The sequence below is a fragment of the Formivibrio sp. oc-25 genome (assembly GCF_055810895.1).
The window spans coordinates 34,639-51,632 of sequence record NZ_JBVVOL010000008.1 but is presented as its reverse complement, the minus strand read 5'-3'; the positions used below and the strand labels follow the sequence as shown (position 1 = coordinate 51,632).

Genomic DNA, 16,994 nt, shown 5'->3' with positions numbered 1-16,994 from the left:
TAATGCGGGCTGGCAAATAGCAGACACCCTCTCCTGCTTTGGGCTGGAGAGGGTGTCGGGATGGATTCCAGAATGAAGGGTGCGACAATCAGCGGGTGCAACGGGCGCCCGGGGCGGGAGGCCGAACGATCAAAGCGCGTCTTGCGGGTTGCTGCCGTGCAGCTTCGTCTCCAGTTCGGCGATACGGGTTTCCAGCTCAGTGAGTTTTTCGCGTGACTTCACCAGCACCTGTTGCTGGATTTCGAACTCTTCGCGCGTGACCAGATCAAGCTTGGCAAAGGCACTGCTCAGCATGGCGCGCACGTTCTTTTCCATATCCTTGGCCGGGCTCGCCGCAATGGCCTCACTGATCTTGCTGGCGATCTCGTCAAAAATCTTTTCTTTCAGCATTGCGGTCTCCTTGGTTTGTTTGGCATCAGTTCCAGTTTAGCAGAAAGCCAACTGGCGCTTGCAGACGTGTCGTGATCACACTTTTTAACATTTGTCCCTGCCAGTCACCGGCCCAAGCTGCATCGCATGCACAAGCACCGTATAATCCGCCGTTTATTCAATGCACAAGTCAGCCGCACCATGCCGCAACTCGATTTCAAGCAACACCTGACTGAACTCCTGGCCGATGCGCTCAAGACCGTAGCGCCAGAATCCACCGATACCGCTTTCGTGGTCGAACGCCCCAAGGATGCCCGCCATGGCGATTACGCCACCAACCTGGCGATGCAGCTTGCCCGCCCACTGCGCCAGAACCCTCGCGCCCTGGCTGAACAGATCATCAAGGCACTGCCTTTGTCTGCCTGGATTGAAAAAGCCGAAATTGCCGGTGCCGGTTTCATCAACTTCACGCTGACCCATGCCGCACGCCAGCGCATCGTGCTCGACGTGCTGGAAGCGGGCAGCCGCTTCGGCCATACCAACTACGGTGGCAAGCAAAAGGTGCAGGTCGAGTTCGTTTCCGCCAACCCGACCGGCCCCTTGCACGTTGGCCACGGCCGCGGTGCCGCGTATGGCGCGAGCTTGTCCAACCTGCTGGCGATGGCCGGTTTCGACGTGCAGCGCGAATACTATGTGAACGATGCCGGCCGCCAGATGGATATCCTGGCCATTTCGACCTGGCTGCGTTATCTGGATCTGCACAAGGTCAGCATCCCGTTCCCGCCCAACGGCTATCAGGGCGATTACGTGCGCGACATGGCGATCCAGATTCAGGCGCTGCATGGGGATATCTACGTTCGCCCGGCCGCCGAGATCATCAAGAATGCACCCAATGTCGACGAAGACAAGGAAGCGCATCTGGATGCGCTGATCGCCAATGCCAAGGCGCTGCTGGGCGATGCCTGGCACTATATTCATCACCATGCGCTGACCGAGCAGCTCAACGATGGCCGCGCCGACCTGACCGAATTTGGCGTAACGTTTGATTGCTGGTTCTCGGAAAAATCGTTGTTCGAGACCGGGCTCGTCGCCCGCATCGTGGAAAAACTTGAAGCCGCCGGCCATATCTACGTGCAGGATGGTGCCAAGTGGTTCCGCTCGACCGCCTTTGGTGACGAGAAAGATCGCGTGGTGCAGCGCGATAACGGCCTCTATACCTATTTTGCTTCCGATATCGCCTACCACCTCAACAAGTTCGAGCGCGGTTTCGACAAGGTGATCAACATCTGGGGGGCCGACCACCACGGCTACATCGCCCGGGTGAAGGGTGCACTGACAGCGCTGGGTCTGGATGCCGGTAAACTCGATATCGCACTGGTGCAGTTCGCCAACCTGATCCGCAATGGCCAGCAGGTGCCGATGTCGACGCGCTCCGGTTCGTTCGTCACCCTGCGCGACCTGCGCCAGGAAGTCGGCAACGATGCCGCGCGCCTGTTCTATGTATTGCGCAAATCCGATCAGCATCTGGATTTCGATCTGGATCTGGCCAAATCGGAAAGCAATGATAACCCGGTGTACTACATCCAGTATGCCCATGCCCGCATCTGCCGCGTGCTGGAAGAATGGGGTGGCTGTGCCAAGGATCTGCCGGGCGCCAACCTGGCCTTGCTGACCTCCGAGCATGAGGCCAACCTGCTGCGGCGCCTGGCGGACTTCCCGGCCACGATCAATGCCGCTGCCCTTGAGTACGCGCCGCACAGCATCGCCTTCTATCTGAAAGATCTGGCTGCCGACTTCCACAGCTATTACAACGTCAGCCGTTTCCTGACCGATGACGAAGACCTGACCTATGCGCGTATCGCCCTGGTTTCGGCCATCCGCCAGACGCTGGTCAATGGCCTGGCGGTGCTGGGCGTGAGTGCGCCGGAGAAAATGTAAGATGGCAAAAGACGTGAAGCGGCCGCGTTCCCGCGGAAATGGCAAGCATGGCGGCTCATTGCTGACCGGTTTGCTGGCCGGTTTGATCATTGGCGTGATCGCTGCGGTGGGCGTGGCACTTTATGTCAATCGTGGCGCCAATCCGTTCAACGACAAAACGACGACTTCCACGGTATCCGGCAATCCCGCGACTGCCCAGCCTGCCAGCAACCAGGCGCCGGAAATCCTGCGCCCGGCCAGCAGCCCGGATGAAGTGGCGCCGCCGGTACTGGCTGATGCCAGTGCGCCGGCACAGAAAGCCAGCGGCCCCGAGCGTTTCGATTTCTACACCATGTTACCTGCCCTGAATGAACAAACCGGCAAGCCGGTGCCCCAGGCAGCTTCCAAGCCAGCTGCTTCCGCGCCTGCCAAGACAGTGGTCGAAGAAAAAGCCTGGCTGCAGGCCGGGGCGTTCCAGAATGAGCAGGATGCCGACAACCTCAAGGCCAAGCTGGCGCTGCTGGGTATCGAAGCCCGCATCCAGACCCAGGAAATTCCAGGCAAGGGCTTGTGGCATCGCGTGCGTATCGGTCCTTTCAGCAAGACTGCTGACCTGGAGAAAGTACGCACGCAACTCAAAGGGAACGGAATTGATAGTGCAGTAGTCAAAGGCTAGTGATTCTTGATACGGAGTATTTAAATGCTGAAAGCATGGTTGAAAACAGCCGTCCTGACCGTTGGCTTGTTCGCCGCAGGTGTCGCGCATGCTGCGCTGGTTGAAGGCAAGGATTACAAGTTGCTGGCCAAGCCGCAGTCGCTTGAGGTACAGGGCAAGCTCGAAGTGATCGAGTTCTTTTGGTACGGCTGCCCGCACTGCTTCAAGATCGAACCCTTCGTGGAAGCCTGGGCCAAGAAATTGCCGAGCGATGTGAATTTTCGACGCGTGCATGTGATGTGGCCAGGGCGATCCGATATCGAAGCCCATGCCAGGATTTTTGCCACGCTGCAGGCCATGGGGATCGACAAACAACATCAGATGGCCGTGTTCAATGCCGTGCAGCGCGACCGCATCGAGCTGCGCCGTGATGGCACCTTGAATGACTGGTTGAAAAAACAGGGTATCGACCAGGCCAAGTACAAGGCTGCGGGTTTTTCCAGCAATATGGTGCTGAAAAAACTGGAGCAGATGTCGGTCGATTATGCGGTTGATGGTGTACCGATGTTTGTCGTCAACGGCAAATATGTGACCTCCCCGGCCATGCTGGGCAAGGAAGATGACACGATCACACGTGCACTGGATGAATTGCTGGCGGCAGAGCGCAAAAAGCTCAAAAAATAAGAACTCCAAGTAATGATATGGAAAAACGGCCGCAGAAATAGCGGCCGTTTTGCTTGGTAAACACCCGTTTACACGGGCAAATCGAGTCCGAATGCCTGCTTGTAGCGAGCTAGCAATTCGTCGCGGCTGAACCCATGGTTCTGTGCGCCGCGCTGCTCGATCTTGATCGCACCCAGAAGGCTTGCCAGCCGGCCGGTAGTCGGCCAATCCCAGCCATGCACCATGCCGTAGAGCAGGCCGCCGCGGAAAGCATCGCCGCAGCCGGTGGGATCGACGATATCGCTGACCGGTGCCGCCGGAATGTCGTGGCGGATGCCATCGGCAAAGATCTGGGCGCCTTGTGCGCCTAGCGTGACAATCAGCGCCTTCACGCGGGTGGCCAGTTCGGTCTGCGACAGGCCGGTGCGCGTGAGCACCAGTTGCAGCTCGTAATCGTTGAGTGTGAGGTAATCGGCCTGATCGATCATCTGCAGCAACTCCTCACCCGAGAACATCGGCAAGCCCTGACCCGGATCGAAGATGAACGGGATACCGGCAGCGGCCAGTTGGGCGCAGTGGTCCAGCATGCCCTGCTTGCCATCCGGCGTGACGATACCCAGGGCCACCGGCTGCTTGAGTGCATCGACGCGATTCAGATGCGATTCACCCATGGCGCCGGGATGGAAGGCGGTGATCTGGTTGTCGTCCAGATCGGTGGTGATAAACGCCTGGCCGGTAAACTGCGCGGGCAGTTCGCGCAGGTATTCGCGCTTGATGCCAAGTTGGTCGAGCCGCTCGGCGTAGGGGCCGAAATCGCCCCCTACAGTTGCCATGATCAGCGGTTCACCGCCCAGCAACTTGAACGAATACGCGATATTGCCGGCGCAACCGCCGAATTCGCGCCGCATTTCCGGTACCAGAAACGATACCGACAGCACGTGCAGTTGATCGGGCAGGATGTGCGATTTGAAGCGGTCGTGGAACACCATGATGGTGTCATAGGCCATCGAACCGCAGATCAATACGGAAGAATGCGTCATACAGAATTTCCTGGCTTTTCGTGATTACAGCGCAAGGGTATAGCCTTCGATCACGGCCTTGTCGGCCAGCCCCTTCAGGTAGGCATGCATGGCCTGATTCAGGTTCATGTCGGTCAGGAAGCGCACGATATGCGGCTTGGCTTCCTCAAACGATACCGGCGCAGGGGCAATGCGTGCGCCGCTCTTGATGATGTGCAGGCCGAACTGCGTTTCCACCAGTTGCTCACAAAGCTGGTTTTGTCCGAGCGCGAACAGTGCCTGTTCGAATTCTGGCACGGTCTGGCCGGGAGCGATCTGGCCGAGCGAGCCACCCTCTTCGCCGGATGGACAGGCTGAATGCGCACGCGCCAGCTCTTCAAAACGTGCCGGATTCATCTGGATCTGTGCCAGCACCAGTTCGGCCACGGTGCGGGTGGCTTGCGGATCGGCGCTGTCCTCCTGCCGGAACAGGATGTGGCTGGCTTCGACCAGCTCGTCGCGCACAAAGCTGCCATGATGTTCCTCGAAGAAGGCCTGGCAGGCGGCATCATCGGGCTGTTGCGGATGGACGCGCTGTTCCATCAGCGTGGCGAGCGTTTCATCTTCGCTGGCTTCTGCGATGCCGGCCTGTTTGGCATCCTGCAGCATCAATTCGCGCAGCACCAGCGTCTGGCGTGCGGCATCGAGCGGATCGGGCGCTCCGCTGTGGCGCGGCAGTTCCTGGGCAACGGCAGCATCGCTGATTTCGACGCCATTGATTCGAATGGTCATGGATGGTGGCTTCCTGTAATGGCTGCTGGACAAATCCGGATAAAGCAGCCAGATTGCAAAGATTCAACCCGCCATTGTACCTGCTTGCCATGACCGCACTGCTGCGCAAGTTTTCCTTTTTTTCGTTGCTGCTGGTGTTGGGCGCACTGCTCGCGCTTGATTACGGCTGGCTGAATTTCAGTGCGGCGCTCGATCAGCGCGCGGGCGATCTACTGTTGCGCCAGCATGCCCAGCGCCGACCCGCCTCGCCGGATATCGTGGTTATCGACATCGACCAGAAAAGCCTGGAAGACATGAACGAGATCGCCGGCAGCTGGCCCTGGCCACGCGCGATCCATGCCGAGCTGATCGAAGGCATCGCCCGCCAGCAACCACAAGCCATCGTATTCGATATCTTTTTCAACGAGCCCGATACCTTCCGCCAGGATAGCGATACGCTGTTCCGCGAGGTGGTGGCGGCCCATCCTCAGGTCTATCTGCCCACGGTATTGCTCGCTGACGGTATCGGGGCCCGGCTGGCCGATCTGCCGCCGATTCTGGGTTTGCAGAAAACGCCGCAAGCCAGCACCGATGCCCGCGCACCGCTGCTGCTGCCCTGGGTGTTGCCGGCGGAGACCTGGCGTGGCGGGCTGGTGAATTTCGACAAGGACAGCGACGGCATTGGCCGGCATTACCTGCTTTATCAGGAAACGGCGGGCTGGCACCTGCCTTCGCTGCCGGCCCGATTGGCCCGCGATCTGGGCTGGACGGTTCCCGAGCAGGCCAGACTGATGCTGAACTGGCAGGCTGGGCGCCGCCATATCAGCTATGCCGATCTGTATCTCGATTTCAACCGGCAGACGCCGCAACGCCCGCAGGATGAATTCAGCGGCAAGATCGTCGTGATCGGTGCCGCAGCACCGGGCCTGTGGGATCTGCGCCCGACGCCGCTTTCCCCGCTCTATCCCGGTGTGGACATTCTCTCGACAGCCATCGATAACCTGAAGCAGGGAGACTGGCTGCGCCCCTTGCCGCGCGTCTGGGCTGCGCCGCTGGCGCTGGGGCTGATGTTGCTGCTGGCGCTGGGTTTCCAGCGGCGGCTGCATACGCTCTGGCTGGCCTTCGGCCTCTTGGGGCTATCGCTGGTGACGCTGGCTGCGCAATGGATTGGCCTTGGCCTGCGCGGATTCTGGCCGCTGGCCGGCACGCTGGGATGGGCTTGGGGCTACTTCTGGCTGGCCGCCCTCTTGGCCTACCTGCAGGAAAAGGCGCGTGGTGCGCAGGCGGTGGCGCTGTTCGGGCGCTTTCTGGATGCACGTGTGGTCCGGAGTCTGGTCGAGCGCGGCGAAATCGATCCTGCCCGGCAGGCCGAAACGCGCGAAATCAGCGTGCTGTTTTCCGATATCCGCGGCTTCACCAGCCTGTCGGAAAGCCATCCGCCGGAATTCATCGTTGATCTGTTGAACCGCTACTTCACGCGGCAGGTCGAAGTGATATTCCGTCATGGCGGCACGCTCGACAAATTCATCGGCGACGCGATCATGGCGTTCTGGGGTGCGCCGGTCGGTGACGCCGAGCATGCGCGCCACGCGGTGGAGGCCGCGCTGGAGATGTCGCAGGTGCTCGAAGATTTCCGCCAGGAGCTGGGCGAACTCGGCCAGCATTTCGATGTCGGAATCGGCATTCACAGCGGACCGGCTGTGGTCGGCTTCATCGGCGCGCAAGCCCGGCTCGACTACACTGCGATTGGCGACACGGTAAATCTGGCATCGCGTATCGAAGGGCTGACCAAGGGTGTATCCCGCATTCTGGTTTCCGATGCCACGCGACTTGCCTGTGCTGACCATTACGATTTTGTGCCGCACGGCTCGCATCAGGTCAAAGGCCGCGAGCAGGCTGTGGCGCTGTTTGAACCAAGAACCAAGGCCCTGGTTGCCTCACAGGAGTCGGCATCATGCTGAAAAAATTCTCTCTCATATTGCTCTGCGCCAGCAGTCTGGCGCTGGCTGCGCCCGGCAGTGTGACGCGTGCCACCGATCTCAAGCAGCAACCCTATCTGGATTCTGCCACGCTCAGCAGGCTGCCGGCCGGCAGTGCGGTCGACATCCAGAAACGCCAGGGCGCCTGGGCGCAAGTACGGGGTGCCGATGGCCGTACCGGCTGGGTCAAGATCCTCAACCTGCGCAGCGGTGCTGCTTCCGGCTCGGCCCTGGGCGGTGTCAATCAGGTGCTGAACGTGGCGCGCACCGGTTCGTCCGGCAATACCGTGACCACTGGCGTGAAAGGGCTTTCCGCCGAACAGATCAGGAATGCCAGGCCCAATCCGCAGGAGGTCGAGCGCATGAAAAGCTTCGCAGTGACTGGCGCGCAGGCGCAGCAGTTTGCCCGCAACAGCAAGCTGACCAGTCGCAGCGTGGCCGATATCTCGCCGCAGGCGGCAGATTCCCAGAACAGCGGATCGAATTGAGGGAGACCATCATGAAAAAGACACTGATCTCCGTGCTGCTGGCCTGCGGGTTATCCGCACCGGTGCTGGCGATTGACCTGGGCCGGATTCTGGATGGCAGCAGCGGCATCAATCTGGAAAAGGTGGTCGAGGCTGTCGGCAATGTGGCGACAGCACTGCAGGATTACACGCCGGAGCAGGAGCAGCAGATTGGCCAGCGCGTGATGGCGGATCTGCTGGGTGCTGCGCCGCTGGTCAAAAATGCCGAATTGCAACGCTATGTGAACCAGGTCGGGCGCTGGGTGGCACTGCAATCGGAAAAGCCCAACCTGCCCTGGCGCTTTGGCGTAACGGACGACCTGCACGTCAACAGCTTTGCCGCGCCCGGCGGCTACATCCTGATCACCAAGGGCCTGTTCGACCGGCTGCAATCGGAGGCTGAACTGGCGACGGTGCTTGCGCACGAAATCACCCACGTGGTGCGCGGCCACCATATCCGCGCCATGAAAGCCTCGGCGCGAGGTGATTTCCTGGCGAATGTCGCGCAGATTGCCGCCGAAAAGAAAGGGCGCGAAGACGTGAAATACGCCGCCAACGCGTTTTCCGGCGGTACGGAAATCTTCGTGCGCGGCCTGGATAAAAGCGATGAGTACGAGGCCGACATCCACGGCATGGTGCTGGCCGCCCGTGCCGGCTATAACCCGTATGCCCTGCCCGGCGTACTGACCACGATCGGCAATATCAACCCGAACGATGGCGCGGTCAGCCTGCTGTTCAGCACGCACCCGAGCCCGCGCGACAGGCTCGACCGGATTGACGCAGCTGTCGGTGACCGGCTTGATCGCCATGCCGACGGTATCGACAATACACCGGCTTTTGCCAGATTCCGCAAATAATCACCGCGGATAACAGGGTGCAGGACGGCACCCTGTCCACCGTATAATCACGCCAGATTCCCTGCCGGATACCGTTATGCAGCCCAACTACCAGCCTTTCGCCGCCCGCCGCCAGGCACTCGCCCGCCAGCTCAAGCCCGGTGTCGTCATCCTGCCGACCAGCCCGGAAGTCGCCCGCAATGCCGATGCCCATTTCCCTTTCCGTTTCGATTCCAGCTTCTACTATCTGACCGCTTTCCCGGAACCGGAAGCCGTGTTCGTGCAGATCATTCTGGATGACAAGGTGGAAAACCTGCTGTTCTGCCGAGCCAAGAACGAAGAGCGCGAAATCTGGGATGGCTACCGCTACGGCCCTGCAGCAGCGGCAGAAACCTTTGGCTTCGATGCCGCCTACCCGATCGATGAACTGGATACCCGGCTGGCGGAAATTCTGAAAAACCAGCCGCGCATCTATTTCCCGTTCGGCAAGGATGCCGGCTGGGACAGGCGGCTGGCGGGCTGGCTCGATGCGGTGCGCGCGCAGGTACGTGCCGGTGTGCGCGCGCCGAATGAAATCGTCGATATCCGCAGCACGTTGCACGAGATGCGCCTGATCAAGGATGCGCATGAAATCGCCGTGCTGCGCCATGCCGGCCGCATCAATGCCACCGCGCATATCCGCGCCATGCGTGCTGTCAGGCCCGGCATGGTCGAATATGAGATCGAGGCCGAATTTCTGCACGAATTCTGCCGCCACGGCAGCCGCTTCCCGGCTTATGGCAGCATCGTCGCTTCCGGCGCCAATGCCTGCGTGCTGCACTATGTGGAAAACAACTGCCGCATGCAGGATGGCGATCTGCTCCTGATCGATGCCGGTTGCGAGCTCGAAGGCTATGCCAGCGATATCACGCGCACCTTCCCGGTCAATGGCAAGTTCAGCGGCCCACAGAAAGACGTTTACGAGATCACGCTCGCCGCGCACCAGGCAGCATTCGATCTGGCCCGTCCCGGCGTCGCCTGGCATGAAATCCACGATGCCGCGACCCAGGTGCTGGCGCAGGGCATGCTCGATCTGGGACTGCTGCAGGGCTCGCTCGACGGCGTGCTTGAATCCGGTAGCTACAAGCAGTTCTACATGCACCGCACCGGTCACTGGATGGGGCTCGACGTGCACGATGTCGGCGAATACAAGGTCGGTGATGACTGGCGCCAGTTGGAAGCCGGCATGGTGTTCACGATCGAGCCGGGCTTTTATATCCGCCCGGAGGCGAACGTGCCCAAGCATCTGGAAAACATCGGTATCCGCATCGAGGATGATGTGCTGATTACGGCCGATGGCCATGAAAACCTGACCGCGCTGTGCCCGCGCACGGTCGCGGACATTGAAGCTGCGATGGCCGCGCGATGAAGATCGACCGCCTGCCTGCACATGTTGATGTGCTGATTGTCGGTGCCGGTCCGGTCGGTGCAATGCTGGCACAGCGTCTGGATCGACTCGGTCTGCGCCTGCTGCTGGTCGAGGCGAAACCTGCCGCCAGCGATGACCCGCGCGCGCTGGCGTTGTCCTGGAACAGCCGGCAATTGCTGGGAGATGCCGGCTTGTGGGGAACCATGCTTGAGCCAACTGCGATCGAGCGTGTGCACGTTTCACAGCAGGAAACGCTGGGCCGGGTCGAACTGACCCGCGAAGAGCTGGATTTGCCCGAACTCGGCTGCGTGGTCGGCTATGGCAAGCTGGCTGCGCTATTGCGCCAGCGTTTGAGCGAGAGTGCGGTTCCACTGCTGGAAAATGCCGAAGTCATTGCATTGCACCAGCTCGATGCCTATGCCCAAGCGGAAATCTTCCTGGCGGGGCAAACCCAGATCGTTACCGCAAGCCTGGTGGTACTGGCCGATGGCGGCAAGCTTGCCGCCACGCTGCCCGGCATGGAGAGCTACAGCAAGCCTTACCGGCAACAGGCCATCCTGTGCGAGCTCACCCCGGCACGCGGGCATGGTCATACCGCATGGGAGCGCTTTGCCGGGCATGGCCCGCTGGCTTTGCTGCCATATGGCGACAAACTGGCCTTGGTGTGGACCTTGCCACCGGCATTGGCCGAGCAATATCTGCACGGCACGGATGCGGAGTTTCTGGCTGAATTGAACCGGCAACTGGCTGGTCGGGCGCCGGAAATGCTGGCTTGTGGCCCTCGCAGCAGTTTTCCGTTGACGCTCAAGACCCGCAGCAGCGTGGTTGGCAGGCGTGTGGTGCTGATCGGCAACGCGGCGCAAACATTGCATCCGGTCGCCGGACAGGGCTTGAATCTCGGCTTGCGCGATGCCGATACGCTGGCGCGGTTGCTGGCGCAAACACAAAAAACGGAAATCGGCGCGCCCGCGCAACTGGCGCGCTATGCCCGCTTGCGCAGCCTGGATGCTGCGAGCGTGATCCGGTTTACCGATAGTCTGGTCGAGTTGTTTCGCCACAACCCGGCGCCGCTCAAGCATGCCCGCAGCCTGGGCTTGCTGGCGCTGGATCTGTGCGGACCATTGCGGCGTGGCCTGGCGAAGAAAATGGTGTTCGGCAATCGCTGATCGAGTAAATCGATCAAGCGATTATTTCACCAGCCCCTGTCGTTTCAGTTCCTCGCGCACCAGTTCATGGATGCGCGGCGCCAGGCACATTTCCATGTCGCGACTGATTTCATCGGTCAGCTTGCGCAGTGCATCGGCATAAAACGTGTTCATCATGTTGCTGAAGTGCTGGCGCGCGAGTTGTGCCACTTCAGTGGAAATTTCCACTGCGATCTGTGCGCCGACCGTTGCGGTGAGTTCGGCAACCGCCGCTTCATCCAGCTGTGGTGCTGGCGGCGCGATTTCCTGTAGCGCCAACTGCGTTGCCTCGGGGTGATCGGCCTCGACCAGTGTCAGCACATCCTCGGCATCGTCCGCAGGCCAGTCAGCCAGTTGCTCCAATTCGTTTTCAGGCAAGGGCGCCAGTTCGTCTGGAAAGACCAGCTCCGGAACATCGAGCAGAAGCTCCGTTTCCGTCACGGCGACTGAATCCGCCGTGGCATCTGGATATGGAGCCGTTTCCAGCTCTGTGACTTCCGACACCGATTGCGGCAATGCCGGATGCTCGGATTCGGCAGTTTCGCTCTGGTGGCTGGCATTGGCCTCGGCATCGAACAGCGCCGGTGCCTGTTGTGGCTCGTCGGGAATCGGTTCCAGTTCGAACAGCGGAAACTCGAGGAATTTGTCCGGGGAGGGTGTGGCGGGTTGGAGGGCGGCAGGCAAAGGAAAGGGTGCCAGCGGCGGGGGGAACATCAAGTCCTGCTCATCCACCACCTCCGTCAGAATCGGAATCGACAATTCTTCCAGATCAGCCTCTTCCGACAGCACCGGAATATCGGCTTGCCCCCGGCTGCCGCGATGCCGGGCGAGCAAGGCATCCATCTTGTCAAAGAGTGGCGAAACGGTCGGGTCTTCCTGCTCTCGATCTTCAGCCATTGCGGGCAAGCTCCTGCATATCGGTGGCATCCGGCGTCTGGCCCAGCGCCTGGTAGGCGCGCCAGCGCTCGCGTGCCCGCGCGCGCATGTCCGGATCGGTATCGACGATTTCGATCACGCGCTCGTAGCGCTCGAACCCGCTTGCCACCTGCTCGGTCCAGTTGAACAGCAGCGGGCGTGCCGGCAGCAGCTCGGGGCGATGGTCGATCAGGATCGGCGTGCGCGCGGCATTCGGGTTTTCCGGGCTGCAGTGCGGCATGAATCCATGCTGCGGCATTTCCCACAGCAGGCGGTCGAGCACGGCGGAAGATGCCGCGCTTTCGGTCAGGATGTTGACCATCTGCCCGGCCGCGAGCGCCTTGCCGACCAGCTGGCACAGCGCCTGCTCGCGGTTTCTGACGTTGAAATAGAAGCTGATTCTCATGGCATGGGGAGTGGGGAGTGGGAAGTGGGGCGTAGCAGACACCCCCGCTTGATCCAATCCCTGTTTTTATCTCTTCAAATATTTGCTGATTTGCAGAATATGGGGTGACTACTCACCACTCCCTATTCCCCATTCACCGCTTTTTCGCCCGCTTGGCGATGAATTCGACCAGCAGCGGCACCGGACGACCCGTGGCGCCCTTGGCCGCGCCGGATTTCCAGGCGGTACCGGCGATATCGAAATGCGCCCAGCGCAGCTTTTCAGAGAAGCGCGACAGGAAGCACGCTGCCGTGATCGCACCGGCCGGACGCCCGCCGATATTGGCCATATCGGCGAAGTTGGTCTTGAGCTGTTCCTGGTATTCCTCGAACAGGGGCAGGCGCCAGGTCAGATCGCCGCTCTTGTCGGCGGCGGCGAGCAGCTCGTCGGCCAGGTCGTCGTCGTTGGCGAAGAGACCGTTGGTGACATGGCCGAGCGCGATCACGCAGGCGCCGGTCAAGGTGGCCAGATCGATCACGCTTTCCGGTTCGTAGCGGGCGACGTAGGTCAGCGCATCGCACAGGATCAGCCGGCCTTCGGCATCGGTATTCAGGATTTCAATGGTCTGGCCGTCCATGGCGCGCACGATGTCGCCCGGTTTGTTGGCGCGACCCGAGGGCATGTTCTCGCATGATGGAATCACGCCGACCAGATTTACCGCCAGACCGAGTTCTGCCACGGCGCGGAAGGTGCCGAGCACGGCAGCGGCACCGCACATGTCGTACTTCATCTCGTCCATGCCTTCGCCCGGCTTGAGCGAAATGCCGCCGGAATCGAAGGTCAACCCCTTGCCCACCAAGGCGACCGGTTTGCCCTTGCCGCGCTTGTATTCAAGCACGATCAGGCGCGGCGGCACCTCGCTGCCCTTGGCCACCGACAGGAAAGAAGTCATGCCCAGTTCGGCAATGGCTTCTTCGCCCAGCGCTTCGCTATGGAAGCTGAATTCCTCTGCCATGGCGGCTGCCGCATCGGCCAGGTAAGCCGGGGTGCAGACATTGCCGGGCAGGTTGGCGAGATCACGGGCAAAATTCACGCCGTGGCCGATGGCGAGCCCTTTGGCCAGCGCAGCTTCGGCCTGATCGTGCTCATCCTTCTTGCCCAGCGCGATGGCCAGGTGCGCCAGCTTGGCTGCCGGATCGGGCTTGCTCTTGAATTGGTCGAAGCGGTAGTTTTCTGTGGTGAGCGCCTGAATGAAATCGGCCAGCGCGGCATCGAAGTCGACTTTTTTCAGGCCGGACAGAAAGACTGCTGCACTCGCGGAATTGGCGCCCAGCAAGGCCTTGGCGGCGGCACGCAAGGCATCGCGCAGGGCTTTGACCTTGATTTCCTTGCCCAGCTGGATCAGCAGGGCCTTTTTGGCCAGGCCGCCGCTCAGTGGCAACAGCAGAGTGCTGCCGGCCTTGGCAGCGAGATCGCCCTCGGCAACGAGCCGCGACAGCACGCCGCCCTGGGCCTCGTCGATCTCGGTGGCTGCGGCGGAAAGCTTGTCGCCCAGCACGGGCAACAGCAGGCAGTCGGCAGTCGCTTCAAGAGGGGCAAGCTGTTTTATGGTAAATTCCACGATTGGCTCCAGACGGCTAGGTAGCGTTGACCGGTAACGGCAGCAACGCAGGCTGATGGGTGATGCCAACGATTATTTCCCACCCCGCAACGCAAGTCAAAGCAGCCATGATCTTCCGCAAAAGCCTTATCCACGAAATGACCTGGTTCGCGTTTGGGCTGTTCGTGGTGCTGCTGCTCATCATCATGACCTCGCAGATCGTACGTCTGCTGGGCGAGGCTGCCGTGGGCGTGCTGGCCTCGGGCGCGGTCTGGACCGTGATGGGCTTTACCGCCATCCGTTACCTGCCCACGCTGTTTTCGCTGATGCTCTTCATCACCGTGCTGGCCACGCTGACGCGCATGTGGCGCGATTCGGAAATGGTGATCTGGTTCACCAGCGGTCAGTCGATCTACGATTTCATCAACCCGGTACTGCGTTTCGCCTTGCCGATTGCCATCGTCACGGCCGTGCTGTCGCTGTGGGTTTCGCCGTGGGCCATGCAGAAAAACCGCGAATACCGCGAGCAGATGCTGCGCCAGCAAGATACGACCCAGATCGCGCCGGGCGTATTCCGCGAATCGGGCGGAGCGGGGCGGGTCTATTTCATCGAGAATTTTTCCGAGGAAGCGCAGCAGGGCAACAATGTCTTCGTGCAGATCCGGCGCGATGACAAGATCGCCGTGATCACCGCCGCGCATGGCGCCATGCATGTGGATGAAAACGGCGAACGCTGGCTGATGCTGGAGCAGGGCCGTGCGCTCGAAGGTGTGCCCGGCAGCGCCGCCTACGATACGATGGAATTCGCCCAGGGGCGGGTGCGCGTCGATGCGCCGAAGCAGACCGCAGTCAGCCCGAATGTGCGGGCTATGCCGTCTGCCGAGCTGTTTGCCAGCAACGATCCGCAGCACAAGGCCGAGCTGGCCTGGCGCATTGCGCTGCCGATCTGCGGGCTGATCCTGAGCCTGCTGGCGGTGCCGCTGGCCTTCTACAATGTACGCGGCGGCCGTGCCTTCAACCTGATCTTTGCTCTGACGCTCGCTTTCTTCTATTACAACTGCATCAATATCGTGCAATCCTGGATCGCCGGCGGCAAATTGCCGGCCATGATCGGCATGTGGCCGCTGCATGCTGCCTTCGGGCTGCTGGCCGTATTCCTGTTCCGGCGCCGCGCACGCATGGGGAGCGGACGATGATCAAGCGCCTTGCCCGCTACCTCGGCAGTGATATTGCGCTGCATGCCAGCTACACACTGCTGATGCTGGTTGGCCTGTTTACCTTCTTCGACCTCTTGGGCGAGCTCGATGAAATCGGCAAGAACGGCTACCGTTTCATCGATGCGGTCATCTATGTCGCATTTGAAATACCCAGCCATCTGTACGAATTGCTGCCGGTTGCGGTACTGATCGGCGGTATTTATTCCCTGTCGATGCTGGCAGGCAATTCCGAGCTGACCGTGATGCGCGTCTCCGGCGTATCCATGTTGCGCCTGGCATCCTGGCTGGCCATGCTGGGTCTGCTGTTTGCCCTGCTCACCGTGGTGCTGGGCGAATACCTGGCACCGGCTGCTTCCAAGGCCGGTAACCGCTATCGTATTCAGTCCACCAAGCAGGTGCTGGTCGGCGATACGCGTTCGGGCATCTGGATCAAGGATGGCAACCAGATCGCCAATATCAGCGCCATGCTCCCGGACATGACCTTGCAAGGCATACGCATCTATGACTTCGGCGACAAGCAACGCCTGCAGCGCATTGTTGATGCGCAGAGCGCCAGCTATGACGAAAATCAGGGTAGCTGGCAGCTCTCCAGCGCCACCCTGACCGAGTTCCCGGTCGATACGCCGCAGGTCCGTGTCACGCGTATGTCGGGGCGTACCTGGGAAAGCGCACTCAATCCGGACATGCTCTCGGTGCTGATGCTCAAGCCTGCCGACATGTCGATGCGTGCGCTGTTCGCCTATATCGGTCACCTGCGTGAAAACAACCAGCAATCGGCGCGCTATGAGCTCGCCCTGTGGAACAAGATTTTTTACCCGGTTGCCTGCATTTCGATGATGCTGATCGCCTTGCCGTTCGCACTGCTGCAACGGCGCAGCGGCAATGTCGGCATACGCATTTTCGCCGGCATCCTGCTGGGCGTGAGTTTCAACTTCCTCAACCGGGTCATGGGCCATCTGGGCGTGCTGTACGATTTGCCGCCTGCATTGGCTGCATCGCTGCCTACCCTTTTGCTGTTGGGTATCGCAACATTCGTGCTCTGGCGCCAGGAAAAACAATGAAAGGATGGCTATGCATATTCTGCTGACGGGCGGCGCTGGCTACATCGGCTCGCATACCTGGGTTGAACTCGTTGCCGCCGGCTTCAAGCCGGTGATTCTGGATAACTACTACAACGCCAAGCCGGAAGTGTTGAAACGGCTGGAAACCATCACTGGCCAGGCAGTCGAGTTTGTCGAGGCCGATATCCGTGATCGCGCCGCGCTCGATGCCGTGTTCGCCAAATGGCAGTTCAGTGCAGTCGTGCACTTTGCCGGGTTGAAGGCAGTGGGCGAATCGGTGGCCAAGCCACTCATGTATTACGACAACAATGTCGCCGGTACGCTCACGCTGCTGGAAGCCATGCAGGCTGCTGGCGTGAAAAAACTGGTGTTTTCGTCATCCGCCACCGTCTATGGCGACCCGCATACCGTGCCGATCCGGGAAGATTTCCCGCTCTCGGCCACCAACCCGTATGGCCGTTCCAAGCTGATGATCGAGGACATGCTGCGCGATCTGTACAAGGCGGACAACGGGTGGGATATCGCACTGC

Annotated in this window: 17 protein-coding genes; 11 read left to right on the top strand and 6 right to left on the bottom strand. The window is 60.6% G+C overall.

All coding sequences use genetic code 11. The features are described 5' to 3' along the window. Window positions 1–129: 129 nt before the first annotated feature. A complete protein-coding gene (locus tag AC0KVQ_RS07170; RefSeq protein ID WP_473420459.1) occupies window positions 130–390 on the bottom strand; it encodes an accessory factor UbiK family protein in 261 nt (86 codons plus the stop codon). A gap of 126 nt (window positions 391–516) precedes the next feature. On the opposite strand from AC0KVQ_RS07170, the gene argS reads away from it, so the two are divergent. The 3 genes from argS to AC0KVQ_RS07155 are packed head-to-tail and all read left to right on the top strand — an operon-like array spanning window position 517 to window position 3,625. Then, window positions 517–2,307: an arginine--tRNA ligase gene (gene argS, locus AC0KVQ_RS07165; RefSeq protein WP_473420458.1), complete on the top strand. Its 1,791-nt coding sequence runs from the start codon at window positions 517–519 to the stop codon at window positions 2,305–2,307. A gap of 1 nt (window position 2,308) precedes the next feature. Further along, window positions 2,309–2,962 (top strand): SPOR domain-containing protein, encoded by a 654-nt coding sequence (locus tag AC0KVQ_RS07160; RefSeq protein ID WP_473420457.1) that lies wholly within the window; start codon window positions 2,309–2,311, stop codon window positions 2,960–2,962. 24 nt (window positions 2,963–2,986) lie between these two features. After that, a complete protein-coding gene (locus tag AC0KVQ_RS07155) occupies window positions 2,987–3,625 on the top strand; it encodes a thiol:disulfide interchange protein DsbA/DsbL (protein ID WP_473420456.1) in 639 nt (212 codons plus the stop codon). A 68-nt stretch (window positions 3,626–3,693) separates the two neighbouring features. Here the strand turns inward: AC0KVQ_RS07155 and AC0KVQ_RS07150 are convergent, their stop codons facing one another. After that, complete coding sequence (locus AC0KVQ_RS07150) at window positions 3,694–4,644, bottom strand: carbohydrate kinase family protein (protein WP_473420455.1); 951 nt, start codon at window positions 4,642–4,644, stop codon at window positions 3,694–3,696. A 24-nt stretch (window positions 4,645–4,668) separates the two neighbouring features. Then, the gene (locus AC0KVQ_RS07145; RefSeq protein ID WP_473420454.1) at window positions 4,669–5,394 is read right to left on the bottom strand and encodes a peptidylprolyl isomerase; all 726 of its coding nucleotides are present in this window, start codon (window positions 5,392–5,394) and stop codon (window positions 4,669–4,671) included. Window positions 5,395–5,483: 89 nt separating this feature from the next. Here AC0KVQ_RS07145 and AC0KVQ_RS07140 point away from each other — a divergent pair, with 89 nt between their 5' ends. From AC0KVQ_RS07140 to AC0KVQ_RS07120, 5 genes are all read left to right on the top strand, one after another. After that, window positions 5,484–7,334 (top strand): CHASE2 domain-containing protein, encoded by a 1,851-nt coding sequence (locus AC0KVQ_RS07140; RefSeq protein ID WP_473420453.1) that lies wholly within the window; start codon window positions 5,484–5,486, stop codon window positions 7,332–7,334. Then, a complete protein-coding gene (locus AC0KVQ_RS07135; RefSeq protein WP_473420452.1) occupies window positions 7,328–7,840 on the top strand; it encodes an SH3 domain-containing protein in 513 nt (170 codons plus the stop codon). The genes AC0KVQ_RS07140 and AC0KVQ_RS07135 overlap by 7 nt, the downstream gene beginning before the upstream one ends. Window positions 7,841–7,851: 11 nt before the next feature. Then, window positions 7,852–8,715, top strand: a complete 864-nt coding sequence (locus tag AC0KVQ_RS07130; protein WP_473420451.1) for a M48 family metalloprotease — start codon at window positions 7,852–7,854, stop codon at window positions 8,713–8,715. A gap of 76 nt (window positions 8,716–8,791) precedes the next feature. Next, window positions 8,792–10,102, top strand: coding sequence for a Xaa-Pro aminopeptidase (gene pepP, locus AC0KVQ_RS07125; protein WP_473420450.1), 1,311 nt, complete (start codon window positions 8,792–8,794; stop codon window positions 10,100–10,102). Continuing rightward, on the top strand, window positions 10,099–11,268 hold the full coding sequence (locus tag AC0KVQ_RS07120) for an FAD-dependent monooxygenase (RefSeq protein WP_473420449.1): 1,170 nt from the start codon (window positions 10,099–10,101) through the stop codon (window positions 11,266–11,268). Before pepP ends, AC0KVQ_RS07120 begins: the two co-directional genes overlap by 4 nt. 21 nt (window positions 11,269–11,289) lie before the next feature. Here the strand turns inward: AC0KVQ_RS07120 and AC0KVQ_RS07115 are convergent, their stop codons facing one another. The 3 genes from AC0KVQ_RS07115 to AC0KVQ_RS07105 all read right to left on the bottom strand — a co-directional run bounded on the left by AC0KVQ_RS07115 (window position 11,290) and on the right by AC0KVQ_RS07105 (window position 14,207). Further along, a complete protein-coding gene (locus AC0KVQ_RS07115) occupies window positions 11,290–12,183 on the bottom strand; it encodes a hypothetical protein (protein WP_473420448.1) in 894 nt (297 codons plus the stop codon). Then, the gene (locus AC0KVQ_RS07110) at window positions 12,176–12,649 is read right to left on the bottom strand and encodes a DNA polymerase III subunit chi (protein WP_473420447.1); all 474 of its coding nucleotides are present in this window, start codon (window positions 12,647–12,649) and stop codon (window positions 12,176–12,178) included. Before AC0KVQ_RS07110 ends, AC0KVQ_RS07115 begins: the two co-directional genes overlap by 8 nt. Window positions 12,650–12,740: 91 nt before the next feature. Further along, window positions 12,741–14,207 (bottom strand): leucyl aminopeptidase, encoded by a 1,467-nt coding sequence (locus AC0KVQ_RS07105; protein WP_473420446.1) that lies wholly within the window; start codon window positions 14,205–14,207, stop codon window positions 12,741–12,743. A 62-nt stretch (window positions 14,208–14,269) separates the two neighbouring features. Here AC0KVQ_RS07105 and lptF point away from each other — a divergent pair, with 62 nt between their 5' ends. The 3 genes from lptF to AC0KVQ_RS07090 form a co-directional block, all read left to right on the top strand. Continuing rightward, the gene (lptF, locus tag AC0KVQ_RS07100) at window positions 14,270–15,382 is read left to right on the top strand and encodes an LPS export ABC transporter permease LptF (protein WP_473420445.1); all 1,113 of its coding nucleotides are present in this window, start codon (window positions 14,270–14,272) and stop codon (window positions 15,380–15,382) included. After that, a complete protein-coding gene (lptG, locus tag AC0KVQ_RS07095) occupies window positions 15,379–16,464 on the top strand; it encodes an LPS export ABC transporter permease LptG (protein ID WP_473420444.1) in 1,086 nt (361 codons plus the stop codon). Before lptF ends, lptG begins: the two co-directional genes overlap by 4 nt. Window positions 16,465–16,468: 4 nt before the next feature. Further along, a partial coding sequence (locus AC0KVQ_RS07090; protein WP_473420443.1) for an SDR family NAD(P)-dependent oxidoreductase occupies window positions 16,469–16,994 on the top strand: 526 nt, incomplete at its 3' end.